Annotated in this window: 10 protein-coding genes; 2 read left to right on the top strand and 8 right to left on the bottom strand. The window is 60.0% G+C overall.

Going from position 1 to position 13,738, the window contains the following annotated elements; translation table 11 throughout:
- Positions 1–30: 30 nt before the first annotated feature.
- The 6 genes from CXU21_RS10555 to CXU21_RS10525 all read right to left on the bottom strand — a co-directional run bounded on the left by CXU21_RS10555 (position 31) and on the right by CXU21_RS10525 (position 10,120).
- Complete coding sequence (locus tag CXU21_RS10555) at positions 31–564, bottom strand: hypothetical protein (protein WP_102726006.1); 534 nt, start codon at positions 562–564, stop codon at positions 31–33.
- A 126-nt stretch (positions 565–690) separates the two neighbouring features.
- Positions 691–5,121 carry a M16 family metallopeptidase gene (locus CXU21_RS10550; RefSeq protein ID WP_102726005.1) on the bottom strand — a complete coding sequence of 1,477 codons (4,431 nt, stop codon included), beginning with the start codon at positions 5,119–5,121 and terminating at the stop codon, positions 691–693.
- A gap of 108 nt (positions 5,122–5,229) precedes the next feature.
- A complete protein-coding gene (gene lpxK, locus CXU21_RS10545; protein WP_102712411.1) occupies positions 5,230–6,435 on the bottom strand; it encodes a tetraacyldisaccharide 4'-kinase in 1,206 nt (401 codons plus the stop codon).
- Positions 6,436–6,466: 31 nt separating this feature from the next.
- Entirely contained in the window at positions 6,467–7,327 is an 861-nt protein-coding gene (locus CXU21_RS10540; protein ID WP_146017057.1) for a zinc ribbon domain-containing protein, read from the bottom strand.
- 270 nt (positions 7,328–7,597) lie between these two features.
- Positions 7,598–8,905 carry a carbohydrate porin gene (locus CXU21_RS10530; protein WP_102726002.1) on the bottom strand — a complete coding sequence of 436 codons (1,308 nt, stop codon included), beginning with the start codon at positions 8,903–8,905 and terminating at the stop codon, positions 7,598–7,600.
- 156 nt (positions 8,906–9,061) lie between these two features.
- Entirely contained in the window at positions 9,062–10,120 is a 1,059-nt protein-coding gene (locus tag CXU21_RS10525; protein WP_102726001.1) for a ribonuclease D, read from the bottom strand.
- A gap of 125 nt (positions 10,121–10,245) precedes the next feature.
- Between CXU21_RS10525 and CXU21_RS10520 the strand changes: the two genes are divergently transcribed.
- Together CXU21_RS10520 and CXU21_RS10510 are read left to right on the top strand one after the other, a co-directional pair.
- Positions 10,246–10,575, top strand: a complete 330-nt coding sequence (locus tag CXU21_RS10520) for a hypothetical protein (protein ID WP_102712401.1) — start codon at positions 10,246–10,248, stop codon at positions 10,573–10,575.
- Positions 10,576–11,450: 875 nt separating this feature from the next.
- On the top strand, positions 11,451–11,744 hold the full coding sequence (locus CXU21_RS10510) for an autotransporter domain-containing protein (RefSeq protein ID WP_102715560.1): 294 nt from the start codon (positions 11,451–11,453) through the stop codon (positions 11,742–11,744).
- Positions 11,745–11,905: 161 nt separating this feature from the next.
- On the opposite strand, the gene CXU21_RS10505 is transcribed toward CXU21_RS10510, so the two are convergent.
- Positions 11,906–12,664 carry an acyl-[acyl-carrier-protein] thioesterase gene (locus CXU21_RS10505; RefSeq protein ID WP_102725999.1) on the bottom strand — a complete coding sequence of 253 codons (759 nt, stop codon included), beginning with the start codon at positions 12,662–12,664 and terminating at the stop codon, positions 11,906–11,908.
- 128 nt (positions 12,665–12,792) lie between these two features.
- Entirely contained in the window at positions 12,793–13,725 is a 933-nt protein-coding gene (locus CXU21_RS10500; RefSeq protein ID WP_102715563.1) for a UDP-glucuronic acid decarboxylase family protein, read from the bottom strand.
- Between the last annotated feature and the right edge of the window lie 13 nt (positions 13,726–13,738).

The following is a 13,738-nucleotide window of genomic DNA, read 5'->3' as shown; positions in this document are numbered from 1 at the left end:
TTGGATGGGGTGTATGGTTGGGTTTATTGGTTAATGAAGAGGTTTGACGGTGACGACGCCTGCCGTGACGGCGACTACTTCCACCGGGGTTCCTGCGGGCAGGGATTCCTCCCCTTCCTGAATGGCGGGGAGGTACAGAAGCTGGCTGGGATGGGAGATCGTCACCTGTCCGCCGCGTTCGAGCCTGCCGGGGATACTGATGTAAACGGTGCCGTGCATGCCCTTGAGGGTTTCATAGTTCAGGGTGCCGTCAGATTTAAGGCTCATGATGAAGCGCATGGAGATGCCGATGATCAGGAACATCAGCACGCCCGTGAAGAAGGCCGCCGCGATGGAGGCGCCCATTCCCCACCCCAGGCCCTGGGCGAGCACGCCGCCCCAGCCGAAGCCCATGAAGAAGCCGATGCCGGATTTAATGGACAGCAGGCCCACGTCCGCGCCCCCGGCGTCCGCGTCAAAGTCCAGGTCATGTTCTCCCAGGCCGAAGAGGGACAGCAGAAAGAGAAGCGCCCCCACGCCGGTCGCGGCGAGGGCGATGATGAAAAAGATAGAGTAATCAGTCATAGGGTAGATTGATTACGGGGAGTATCCATGTTTGGAGGCCGCTTGTCTATGGAAAAAGGAACGGAGGGGCGGATATTCCGGCGGCAGGCGGCGAAATGGCCCCCTCCGCCGTTTTCCGCCTCAGGCTTATTTCATTTCCACGACGGCTTTTTCCCCCTTCTTGAGGTCCAGCTCCCGGAGAAGCAGGAAGTCATTGGTCAGCAGTCCGGCCTTCTCCACGGGAGTAGCGGTTTCTCCAATGGTGACGGTGGCCTTCTTGGCGGTGATCCTGTTGGGGAACCAGACGCCCAGGCGCGCCTTGGCGTCCTTGTTGGCCGTAACGGTGAAGCCCTTGGCGGCGTCCGCCGGGTCATTCCACTCAATGTGCCACGGGGATGGCGTGCGGGATTCATCCAGCCGCGCCGTCCACGCGGGGTCTCCGTAAAAGGCCACGGTGTCCCGGTCATGGATCAGGCCCATCTGGTCCTTGCCCATGCCGTAGCCGGCGGAATTCATGCCCCTGGCAAAGTCCGGGTCATCCTTGATGCCGTTGATGTCCGGCGCGTTAAAGTTGACGTTCATGAGCTTGGGGAAGCGGGTCATGGTTTCGTCCAGGATAAACTGGTTGTTCAGGTACCAGGCTTCCGCCAGGTTGGAGGCGTCATGGTTGCTGAACAGGAGGCCCAGCGTCCCCCAGCCGCCCTTGCCGTACCAGGAGGGGACGGTATAGCCCACAAGCTGGTTGAAGCCGTAGTGGCTCAGGGCCGTGACGGCCATGGAGTTCTTCGTTTTTTTAGTGTCTCCTATCAGGCAGTTCCCCGCCGCCACCCAGACGGCCGGGACCGGCTTGATTTCAATCGCCGGAGCCTTGATTCTCTCCAGGAAGGAGAGCAGGTCGTCTTCCTTCCCGTTAAAGATCACGCCGCGCAGGAAGGTGGTGAATTCCTTGAACTGTTTTTTGTCCAGCACGTGGAACCGGTTGTTGCCGGAGACAATGAGCCCCTTGCCGAAGGGCATTTCCAGGTTGAACTGGGTGGCGTGGGAGGCCGTGACGAAGAGCTGGGGAGCGTACTGCTTCCAGTACTCCACCAGCTTGGGCGTTACGCCCAGCGTGGTGTCGTCCCCCTTGTCCTGCTCCTTCAGGCCCTTGGCGTAAAAGGCCGGCGTAATCTTTTCCGCGGAACCGTGCTGCTCCAGGTACTGGAAAGGCTGCCAGTCCGTGATGCTCATGCTGTCGCTGAAGCGGGAGGCGTCCACATTGGTGGTGCCCATGGAGCGCGTGATGACGAGCGGCTGCGTTTCGGCGGCTATCCTCATGGCGTCCTGCGGGGTATAGCCCGTGATGATGCCCCAGATGCAGTCTCCGTACGGGTCGTCGTCCAGGCGGCGGCTCAGGCGGTGCAGGTCATTGACCAGCACCCGGTCTATCTCCTCCGGGCGCGCGACCACGGCCATGAAGCGGGGGGCCATTTTCTTGAGCGTGTCCAGCCTGGCGAACATGGAATCCTTCACGGTGACGATGGCGCCCCCGTGTTTCTCCGCCAGCTTGTCCGCCACGGCCTTCCATTCCGGCATGGCGGCGGTTTCCTCAGAGATGATGATGGCGTAATCATTCCTGCCGGAGTCTTTTTTTACGGTCTTCACGGCAGTGGCGTGAATGCAAAAAGCCGCCGTGGAGACGGCGGCCTGGGTGGCATCGGGTTTGTCCGCCTGCTTTTCAGCAGGCGGAGCTTCCACGGCCGGATGGTCCGGCAGGATGTTCAGGTTGAGATGCTCTCCCTTGCCGAAGATGTCCCTGGCAAGCTTGTTGACCTCTTCCACAGTGATGGCTTTCACGTCCGGAATACTTTCCCTCTGCTGGTTCAGCCGTTCCGGCCTGGCCTGGGAGTCCTTCAGCAGGGAAGTCCAATAGCCGTTGTCGCGCTGGGCGCGGTCCATGGAATTGAGAATGGGGTTGCGGGCGCGGTCCAGTTCCTCCTGGGTGACGTTCCCCTTGCCGAGGTCATCCGCAATTTTGGCAATCGCGTTCCGCACGGCCTCCTTGTTGCGCATCACGCCGGAGCTGAGGGTGATGATGTAGCCGTCGTCCGGGTAGGTTTCACTGATGTTGAGCCCGGTGGAGGGGGAGTAGGTTTCCCCCATGTCTTCACGCAGGCCCTTGAATACGCGGTCATAGAAGACGGCTTTGAGCATGTTCAGCCTGCGGGCCAGTTTCTTGTCTTCTCCGCCGGGCGTTTTCCAGAAGAGGCAGACCAGCGTCTTGTCAATGGAGGAGTCATAGGTCAGGTCCTTGGAGAAGTTGAAGTCCGCCATGGCCGGGTGGCGCAGTTTTTCATCCAGTTTGGCCGGGGCTTCCCCACGCCTGGGCACGGCGCCCACGGTGCGTTCCAGCAGGGGAATGACATCTTCCGTCTTGAAATCCCCCGTGACGGTCACTTCCATGTAGTTGTTCTTCAGGGGGGCGTCCACCCAGTCCTGCACGTCCTTGACCTGGTAGGAGTTCAGCTGTTCCTGCGTGGGGAAGGTGAAGCGGGGGTTGCCCTTGTACAGGATGGCGGGCACCTGCTTCTTCATGGCTCCCTGCACCTCATGGTTCAGCTTGTTGTAAATCATGGGGATGGCGCGGCGGAGCAGGGTGACGCCGTCCTGGCGGTAGCCGGGGTACATCAGGTACGCCGTCTGGAGCTGGAGCTGCGTTTCCAGGTCTTCCCTGTTGGTGTTCCCGGAGAGCAGGAAGGAGCGGTCCGTCATGGAGAAGCCCACGCCCACCTTCTTGCCCGCCATGATGGCGGCCAGTTCATCGTTGGAATGGTCCTTCAAGCCGCCGCCGTTCATCACGGCGCCCGCAAAGAGTTCCAGCCCGGAGGCCTTTTCCGGCCTGGTCAGTTCCCCGCCGTCCACGGCAAAGGTGATGTTGATGGAATCCTTGTCAAATTCCGTGGGCTTCAGGTTGACGCGCACGCCGTTGGAAAGGGTGAGCTGGGTTACTCCCAGGTCCGCGGCTTCCGTACGGGCCGTCACCTTGCCGGGTTCCCCGAACTTGTAGGAGAAATCTTTTTGCGCGGACGCCTGGTAGGGTTCCACCTTGGAGGCCCGGGCCTCCTTGTACGTCTGCATGATTTCCGCGCTTCCCTGGGCGTTTTCCTTGTTGGAGGTGACGATCACGCGGGGGAAGGCTCCGGTCCAGGCTTCCTTCAGGGCGGCCTGGCACTGTTCGGGCGTCAGGTTTTCCACCACTTCTCTGGAGATGGCCCAGTCTTCCTGCGGCGTGGTGAAGACCTTGTCCTGCGCCGCGCTCTGGGCGATGGCGGAGGCCAGGTCTTCCGACTTGGCGGTAGGCCAGGCCTTGATGGCGTTTTCCGCTTCCGCGGTGATGTTGCTGCGGGCTTCCGCCAGTTCCTCCTTGTTGAAGCCGAACTCGATGGCCCGGCGCAGTTCCTGTTCAATGGCGGTCAGGGCGGGCTTCCAGTTCTTGTAATCCGCCTGGGTCTGGATGGCGTCCACTTGCGCCGCTTCCATCACGTCCATGCGGCCGCCCTCCGCGCCAATGAAGGGGCAGTCCGGATTCTTCGCCATCTTTTCCAGACGGCGGTTCAGCATGGCATAAGCCACATTGAGGGGAATGTCCTTGTTGCGGTTGGCGACCGTGTCCGGCTTCTTCACGTAGGGCCGGGCGATGTTGACGCTGACTTCCGTGCTGGTGGCTTCCTTGTTGGTGATCCAGTGGGCGGTGGTTTCCGTGGCTTCCTTCAGGGCGCCGCGGTCCGTCTGGAAAGAGTAGTTGTCCTTTTTCAGGGAGCCGAAGTACTTTTCCACCCAGGCCTTCCCCTGTTCCGGCGTGATGTCCCCGGTGATGACCAGCTGCATCTGGCTGGGGACGTAGTGGGTCTGGTAATAGTTTACAAATTTTTCCCGGGGCGCGGTGCGGATCACTTCCAGCGTACCGATGGGGTAGCGGTCCGGAATCCTGGTGCCGTCCAGCATGATGGAGAAGACCTCCTTCATGACCCGGTAGCCGGCGGAATCCCGCGCCTTGTATTCACTGGTGATGATGCCGCGTTCCGCGTCAATGGCGCTTTCCTCCAGCAGGGCGCCGTCCGCAAAGTCCCTCATGATGGTGAAGGCCAGGTTCACGGTGGACTCCTTCATGCTGGGCACGTCCATCATGTACACGGTTTCGTCAAAGGCGGTGTAGGCGTTCGCGTCCCCGCCCAGGCCCAGGCCCTCCTTCTGCATGGCGGGAATCATTTCCCCGCGTTTGAAATGGGTGCTGCCGTTGAAGACCATGTGTTCCAGGAAGTGGGAGACGCCCTGGATGTCATCCGATTCATTCAGGGAACCCGTGTTGACGCGCAGGCGGATGCTGAAACGGCCCTTGGGCTCCGCGTTCGGGCGGATGAAATAAGTCAGTCCGTTGGGAAGCTTCCCTTTAATCAGCTGGGGGTCCTGCCTGGGAATGCCTGCCGCCGGCTGGACGGCCGCGGACCCGGTTTTGTTTTCTGCCGCGGTTTCAGCCGGAGAATGAGCCGAGAGGAGGCACGCGGCAGCCAGAATAGAGGTGATGGTAAATGCCTTCATGGGAAAAATACTGCCCTCTTGTTTCACATGATTTTCCAGGCAAGTCAAGCGGCCTTCCCTGCATAAAAGCGGTGAATTTCCGGAGAACCTCCGGAAAGGGAAGCCATTTCAAAAGGATGAGGAAGGCGCCCATTCATCCCGCGGCCGCGGCGCTGAAATTCCGCAGATGCGGTCCACGCAGCGCTCCCACGCCTCCCGGCCCTCATAGATCTCCACCTCAATGCGCAGGAAGTAAATGGGGACCTCCGGATCCTCCTCCGGTTTTTCCAGCCGTACGGCATCCTTCTCCGTGGTCACGATCATGTCCATGGCGCGGTCCGCGCAGCGGTCGTAAAACTCCTGGAGTTCCGACTGCTCAAACCAGTGATGGTCCGGAAACCTGCGGCAGATTTCCACGTTCGCGCCCAGGGAGCGCAGGGAATCTTCAAAACTTTCCGGGCGCGCAATGCCGCTGAGGCACGCCACCCATTTTCCCCGGAGGGCCTCCAGAGGGAGCCGTTCCCCGGTGAACACGTTTTCCAGGTATTTGGGTCCGTGGTCGCTTACGATGATGTCCGCCACGGGATTATACTTCCTGATGGCGGCGATCAGTTCATCCTGGGGCTTGCCGCCGCATTTGGTCAGAATGATGTAGCTGGCGCGCGCCAGGCTGCCCCTGGGTTCCCGCAGCGTGCCGCGCGGAAGCATGGCCCCGGTGCCGAAGGGCGCGCCGCAGTCCACCAGCACAATGTCCAGCTCATGCGCCAGTTTCAGGTACTGCATGCCGTCATCCAGCAGAAGAGTGTCGCACCCCAGGTGTTCAATGGCGAAAATGCCGGACTTGATGCGGTTCTTGTCCACCAGCACCGCCACGCCGTCCAGATTCTTGGCAAGCATGAACGGCTCGTCCCCGGAATGCAGGGGGCCCAGGTAGCGGGTCTTTCCGTCGCTGGCGATCTTGGGAAGCTGCTCCACCCGGCCGCCGTGTTCATCCTTCCATTCCTGGGGTTCGTCCAGGTCCGCGCTCTTGTAGCCGCGGGTCAGGATGGCCACCTTGCGGCCGCGCTGGGTGAGGGTGCGGGCCAGCAGCTCCACCACCGGGGTCTTTCCGGTGCCCCCCACGGTGATATTCCCCACGCTGACCACCAGCGTTCCCAGCCGTGCCTGCCTGGCAATGCTGGAATGGAACAGGTACAGCCGCGCCAGCACCACCAGCCTGAACAGCCAGGAGGCTCCGCGCAGGACCATGCGCATCATCGTGGCGCGGAAGCCCTTGGCCCGGCCGAAGATGACTTCCGTTCCCCACTCTTCAAACTCTTCCGATCTGGATTTCATGATAAGCCCGGCGGCGTGCCTGGAAACTCCGTCAGTGGAGGACGCGGTGGCAATTGTCGCAGTAAACGGTTTCGTGGCCGCCCAGCACCTTCATGCGGGCGTTATCCGTAATGACCATGTGGCAGCCGCCGCAGTGGCCCTTTTCATCCATCGGCACAATCACAGGAACCCCCTTGCTTTTGGTCATGCGTTCGTATTCCCCCAGGGAATCTTCCGGAACGGCTGCGGCCAGGTCCGCGCGTTCCGCATTCAAATGGTCCAGAAGCTCCTTGTCCGTCTCCGCCGTCCGGTCAAAGCGGGCCAGCGTTTCCTCCATCTCGCGCTGGGCATCCCGCGCGCGCTGGATTTTCTGCGCCATGTCCGCCTTGGCGGTTTCCAGGCGTTCCATCAGTTCCAGCTCGGAAGTTTCCAGGGAGTCAATGACGGCCTCCGTCTTCTCCACCTCCTGGATGCACATCTGGTATTCCTCGTTTTTCCGGGTGTTGGACTGGAGGGTTTTCATCTTGCCGATGTAAGCGCGTTTCGTTTCAACGGTGGCTTCCACGTCCCGTATGCTCTTTTCAATGCCCGCCACTTCCTGCTTGGCAGCCACGGCCTTCTGCTTGATGGCCTCCATCTGGCGCAGCAGGCGTGTTCTCTGTTCCGGCAGGGAGGCCAGCTCCTTCCGGAGCTTGGAAATCCGCACGTCCTTCTCCTGGAGGATCAGCAACTGGTCTAAATCGGCGTGATTCATCGCCTCCCACACTAGCACGCGCCGCCGGGCCGGGAAAGATTTTTTCTCGGCTCCCGGGAGGAAGGGGCACCCCTGTTTTTTCCTGCCGGGGCGCCCCGGCGTTTCCGGAGCGGGGCTTTTCCGGAGAAGCTTCATCCGGGCTCCTGCTGAGGATTTCAAGGAGCTCCCTCTGTTGGGCCGGAGTGCTCTCCTGGCGCGGTCCCGGCATCACCAGAGCCGCGTATTCCCGCGCCGTTTCGCTTTTCTTCTGCCGGCTCCGCCAGAGGAAGACGCAGATGGCCAGCGCACAGGCGGTGACCGCGACCAGGAGGGCGCATGAATGGCGGTTGGAGCGCATGATGATGGAGGTAATGGCCGTGTGTCTGCTGGAAAAGGGGCCTCCCCGCCAATAATAGAGAGGAATTCTTCCGCCGCCTGTTCCGGCGGACCTTAAAATGTCAGGATGGTTTGCAGCCGGAAGACGCTGGCGTTTCCGGTGTCATCCCTGCCCGCCGGGTTGGAAATCCACAGCAGGGAGGGCTGGATCAGGAACCAGGGAGTCACGGAAATGTTATAGTGGCATTCCATCACCACTTCCTTTTTGCTCCTGGAACGTCCTTCCGCCATGCTCCCGTCGTCCGGACGCGTTACGGCCAGGGCAATGCCGAACTGGTTGGCCTCCCCCTCTTCACACATGCCCAGATGCTGGAGAGGCTGGCTGCAAACGAAGCCGCCGGACCACTGGACGGCGGCGCCGCAGAAGTTGTCCCGCGTGGAATCGCTCCAACCGGCGCGGCAGAAGGCCTTCCACGGGCTCCCGCCAAGCTGCTGCTCCACATTCAGGGCGATGCCGGCCACGGTATTAAGGTTCTTCCTTTCCTCCCCGTCCGGCAGTTCATTGGTGCGGGCCATGAAAGGGGTGAGCTTGACGGCGCCGGAATCATGCACCCACGCCAGTTCCGCTAAAATGTTGAAGTTCTTGCCGTCCGTGTGCTTCAGCGGGGAGGCGTTCTGGGGGCAGCTGGTGAAGTTGCCGCCCAGCATGGCGTACCACTGCTCGTGGAACTGGTGCTGGAAGATGACGCCCAGGTTGGAATCCGCCATGGGAATGACCTGGTTGTTGACGAAGGGGGAGGCGCAGAACTGGCCGAAGGAGGAATTGGCGTAGCTGTTGGTGTCAAAATAATTCGTCTGGTTCACCACGCCCGCGACGATGGCGCTTTTCCCCCGGTTGAAGGTTTGCAGGAGCGCAATTTCCGGCAGGAAGAAGATTCTTTCCCCGAAGATGTCCGTATGGGTGTCCCCCGTCAGGCCGATGGCGTCATTCATGTTGCCGCCCCTCCACGTCTTCCCGGTCAGGGCGGTGGAGCCTGAAAGCTCCAGCTTCAGCCATGTTTCCCGGTTGCGGGGCGCCTGGATGAGGCGGTAGTTGGCATGGGCGTGCAGGAGGTACCAGAGCTGGGTGCCGGGCTTGTCCGGAGCCGGATGGTGGATGGAATTGTAGGAAAAGGCGTTCTCCACCAGGAATTCCAGCCCGGCGCGGTGCGCTTTGGCATGGAGGCCGGTCAGGGCCTGCGTGAGGGAATCGTTGGGGATGGGGGCGGTTTCATCCCCGTAATCCCCGCCCAGCAGATTGATGTCCGCCAGCAGGTGGGCCGGAGGTTCCGGCTGGTCCGGGCGGAGCAATTCGGTTCCTGCCTGTCTGCCCTGGGCGGTGAAAACGCCCAGAAGGCTGAGGATGATAAGGGGACGGTACATGGCTGTCAGGTGAATCAGTGGAACGGGAGCGTGAGTGCGTCCGCATCCTAGATGATGCACCCGGAGAAAGAAAAGAGGCAAATCACTCCGTTTAAGTCATGACGCATCCCGCGGGATTTCCCGTTCAGGGCGTGTGCCGGGAAAACGGGGCCGCGATTAAAGGCCCAGGGCTTCCCTTTGCCAGTTCAGCAGGGTGGAGACTCCTTTTTGCTCATCTTCCGCAATGGCTTCCAGGGAGGCCCGGGTGATGATGAAGGAGCCTTCCATGCCCAGTTCTTCCGCCTTGCGGTCCCTGAGCTTGCACAGTCTGTCCATGTTGGCCTCAAACTGGTCGGAATGCTGGCGGCGCTGGATGCGTGGGCGGCAAGGGTAGTCATCTTCATCCAGCAGGTAGAATTTCTGGAGCGCGTCCATGAACCGGCTGCGCCTGTGGGCGTGGAAACGGGGAGGAGGAGTCACGGTGCGCTGTTCCTGAAGGGCCAGGCTCCACTGGATGAGGTCCGCGTTGGAGCAGACCATGAACGCGGGCCTGTCCCATGCCTTGGCTTCCGAGTCACGCCAGGTCCACAGCTCCCGGAGGGCGGCCAGCCCTTTCCTGTTCAGCTTGCCGCAGCCCTGGATGCGCCAGGGGTCCTGGTGGCCGGCCAGATGGCGCTCACGGGCGCGGTCCATGGAGTGCCTGCAAATTTCTTCAAACCAGCCCATGCGTCCTTTTTCCCGGAGGGCGGCCGTCAGCTTGTCCGCCATGTCCAGCATGTAATTGACGTCATTCAGGGCGTAGGTGACCATGGTGGGGGAAAGGGGGCGCCGCGCCCAGTCCGCCTTCTGGGAGGATTTGCTCAGCGTGACGTTATGGAAGTGTTCCACCAGGGCGGCCAGCCCGAACTGGCGGAAGCCCAGCAGGCGCGCCGCGGTCTGCGTATCCCAGATCATGGCGGGCAGCGTTTCCCAGGCGTTCTGGAAGAGGCACATGTCATAATCCGCGCCGTGCATCCAGACTTCCGTTTCCTTCAGCCAGTTGTAAAACGGCCCCATGTCTTCAATGGAGAGAGGGTCAATCAGGCAGGAGCCCGTTTCATCCGCGTACTGGATCAGGCAAATCTTTTCCTGGTAGCGGTGAAGGCTGTCTGCCTCCAGGTCCAGGACGACGCGTCCCGTGGGCTGTGCGGTGGCGCGCTTGCGCCATTCCAGTAATTCCTCTTTCTCGCTAATCATCTTATTGCAACAGAGCGGGATTGAACCATGTATCAGCACGCCGGGCAACTGGAAATGCAAAAAAAGTGCTGATGCGGCAATGATGTATTGCCTATTTTCCCGAAATAGGGCACGAAGAAAGGCGTATGGAAGAGGAAGCTACAGGAACCGAACGCAATCACGGAGAACAGCCCCTGGATGAACTGATGAAGCGCTGGCATCTGACCAACCATGACCTGGTGGAAATCTCCCCGGAGCAGCTTACTCACAAGCAGGTCCAGAAAGCGCGGCAGGGCCGCCAGCTTACCCTGAAGATGATGCAGAAGGTGTGCCGCGCCCTGAACGTGGCCATTTGGGAGCGGCTTACCCCCATGCAGAAGGAGCAGTACTTTGAATACATGCACAAACACGTGTTCAGCTACGCCAAGGGGTATGACCCGGCCTGGAAGGACCCGAACATGGACATGATGGCCTGATTCCGGGCCTCTTTCCCGTGGCAGCGGCGGCAGCCGTTCCGTTCCGTTTTTTGTTTTGCTTTTCCGGGAAAAACCGGGCGGCGGCAAGGATTTTTTTTACATGGCTGGCGGTTTTTACGAGTCGTTCCGGAGCCCTGTTTTTCCCCCGTTTATAAGGGGACAGGGCAGATCGTCATGGTTATGATATTGTGTTTCAGCAGAATGGTAAAAAACAGATATTTCATTTGACAGCCAGAAAAGCAGGGTGTATACGCCGCGCACTTTTTCATCCGTCATCACAATGAATATTGCTTTTATTACTTGTTTCGCTGGTGTTCTGGGGATGTGCGCGGGAACCTCCCTTTCCGCAGGAAGGCCGGCGGCGGGAGAAAACGTTCTCCTGGCTGATGGCGGCGCGGCGGTTCTGGAAGACAATGAATATCTGCTGAACCCGGCGGATTACGGAACGCTGGAACAGGGCGGCGGCCTGCTGGTGCGGTATCTGCCCGGGAAGAAAGGGTTCCGGGAGGATTCCTCCGCATTTTATTTTGAAAACCGCCTTGGCCGGGTGGTGAATGCCGCAGTCAGACTGGTATCCGGAGACGCCGGAACGGCGCAGGGAGAGCGCCTGGCGCTGGTTACCCCCGCTTTGCCGCTGACCCCGGAAGGGAAGTGGAGCCTCAAGAGGAAAAGCAAGCCCGCTGAACTTTACAGGAAGAAGGTGGCGGTCTCCCATATTGACCAGGAGTATACCTTCCAGAGCCATGAAGATGCGCAGGCAAAACTGGTGTATGGAGTGCTGGCAAACGCCCTGGTTTCAGGGAATAGCCGTCCCATGACCTATAACCCGTTTAACGTAAGATATTCTACCCCCCCCNGCGCTGGGCGGCCGCTGGATGGGGCTGGCGGGAAGCAACATCTTTGGCCGTGAGGCTTTGGTGGAGTTCCGCGCCAACGTGGCCCAGGACATGGGCGACCGCCGCGGAGAAACCAATGTGGCGCTGCTGGGCAACCCCGGCTTCATGCAGAGTGTGCGTGGGACCAAGGTAGGAACGACGGCCCTCCAGATCGGAGCCGGGCTGAGCGTGCCGGTGGGAACGCAGGGAACGGTGTTCGTCAATGGCAATGCTGACTTCCGTGACGGAGCCAACTCGGTGAACGGAAGCGTTGGCTACCGGTATGACTTTTAAGAAGAGTTGAGGTTTGAGAGTTGAGAGTGGAGCGGAGACGCTCCACTCTCCCTGCCCTCAGGGCCGTTCCGGACAAGAGCCGGAACGGCCTGTTGCGTTGATAAATCAGCCTCTCCACTCTCCTCTCTTAAATCTCAACTCTCCTTACTAGAGGCTCTTGCTCAAATATGCGCGCTGCTGGTTGCAGTTTTCCATTCCAGCACTGCTTCCGCGCGCAGTTCATCTCCCTGCATGAGGTGGTGGCAGGTGGCGGATTCCTGGAGGAACAGCAGGGATTTCATGGATTCTCCCGCATGGGTTTCCTTCTTGAAATGCAGATGCATGCCTGTTAATTCGTGTTCCTCCTGCCAGGATTCCGGGAGGGCTTCCAGAGCCCAGACCAGGTAGGCCGCATTGTTGATGTGGCGGTTGAAGTCCGTATCGCGGCGTTCAGCCGTCCATTCCCGTGTTTCCGGTTGAAGCCCTGACGTATCCATGGAAACCGGGGCGACGGTTTTTTCACACGGGGTATCAGGAAAGGAATCAATGTGCCTGTTCAATGGCACCGGGCGTCTGCGGCGCACGTCAATGACGGCCCACAGGCAGCTGGCCGTGACGAGGCGGTTTCCCAGGGCGTCCCTTATTTCCAGATTGCGGCGCGCCAGCAGGGGCGTTTCCTGCGCGGTCCAGGTGCGGAGTTCCACCGTTTCCTTCCACCGGGGGAGGCGGTTGATGGCCGCATCCAGGCGCACTTCCACCCAGGCCAGGCCGCGGGACATCACAAAGTCATAGCCGAAGCCGAGGGAGGAGGCGTGGACTTCCGCTATTTCCTGGAACCAGTGCAGAACTGTTTCCGGCTTCATCAGGCCGTCCGCCCCGCACTCATAACTGCGGACGGCGGCTTGAGTGGAATAAATTCCCTGGGGGGCGGCGTGTTCCATAACGCCTTATTTTAACTGAACCGTTTTCCGTAACCAGCCAAAAACGGGTAATGGGGTACCGGGCATGCCGGAGTTACAGGCTTGCATGAGAACAGTGCCCGGAATTTCCGCATGGTCTTTCCGGAGCGCTATAGAATGCTCCGGAAGTAGGCGATGGTTTTTTCAAGGCCTTTTTCCAGGGGAATGCCCGGCTTCCAGCCAAGCTTTTCACCTGCCAGCCGGATATCCGGCTTACGCTGGGCAGGGTCGTCCTGCGGCAGGGGGCAGAAAACCGTTTTGGAAGTGGACCTTGTCATTTCAATGACTTTCTCCGCCAGTTCAAGCATGGTGAATTCGCCCGGATTACCCAGGTTGACGGGGCCCGAAAAGCCTTCCGTATTCATCATGCGGACCATGCCTTCCACCAGGTCGTCCACGTACTGGAAACTGCGGGTCTGCCTGCCTGTTCCGTAAATGGTGATGTCCTCGCCCTTCAGCGCCTGAACGATGAAGTTGGAGACCACACGGCCGTCTCCAGGGTTCATGCGCGGGCCATAGGTGTTGAAAATGCGGATGATGCGGACGTCCACCCCATGCGTCCGGTGGTAGTCCATGAACAGGGTTTCCGCGCATCTTTTGCCCTCGTCATAACAGGAGCGCACGCCGATGGGATTTACGTTTCCCCAGTATGTTTCCGGCTGGGGATGGACGGCGGGGTCTCCGTACACCTCGCTGGTGGACGCCTGAAGGATTCTGGCCTTGCACCGTTTGGCGAGGCCCAGCATGTTCAGGGCGCCCAGCACGGAGGTTTTAACGGTGTGGACGGGGTCAAACTGGTAGTGGGGCGGGGAAGCGGGGCATGCCAGATTGTAGATTTCATCCACTTCCATCACGCAGGGGACGGTAACGTCATGGCGGACTAATTCAAATCCGGGGTAATCCATCAGGTGGAGCACGTTTTGCTTGCTGCCCGTGAAGAAGTTATCCATGCAGATGACTTCATGGCCTTCTTTCAGCAGCCGTTCGCTGAGGTGGGAGCCGATGAAGCCTGCGCCTCCGGTGATTAAAATCCTTTTACTCATGATAACGTGTCCC

Source organism: Akkermansia muciniphila (assembly GCF_002884975.1).
Classification (GTDB): Bacteria; Verrucomicrobiota; Verrucomicrobiia; order Verrucomicrobiales; family Akkermansiaceae; genus Akkermansia; species Akkermansia muciniphila_C.
This window is presented reverse-complemented; position numbering and strand designations above follow the sequence as displayed.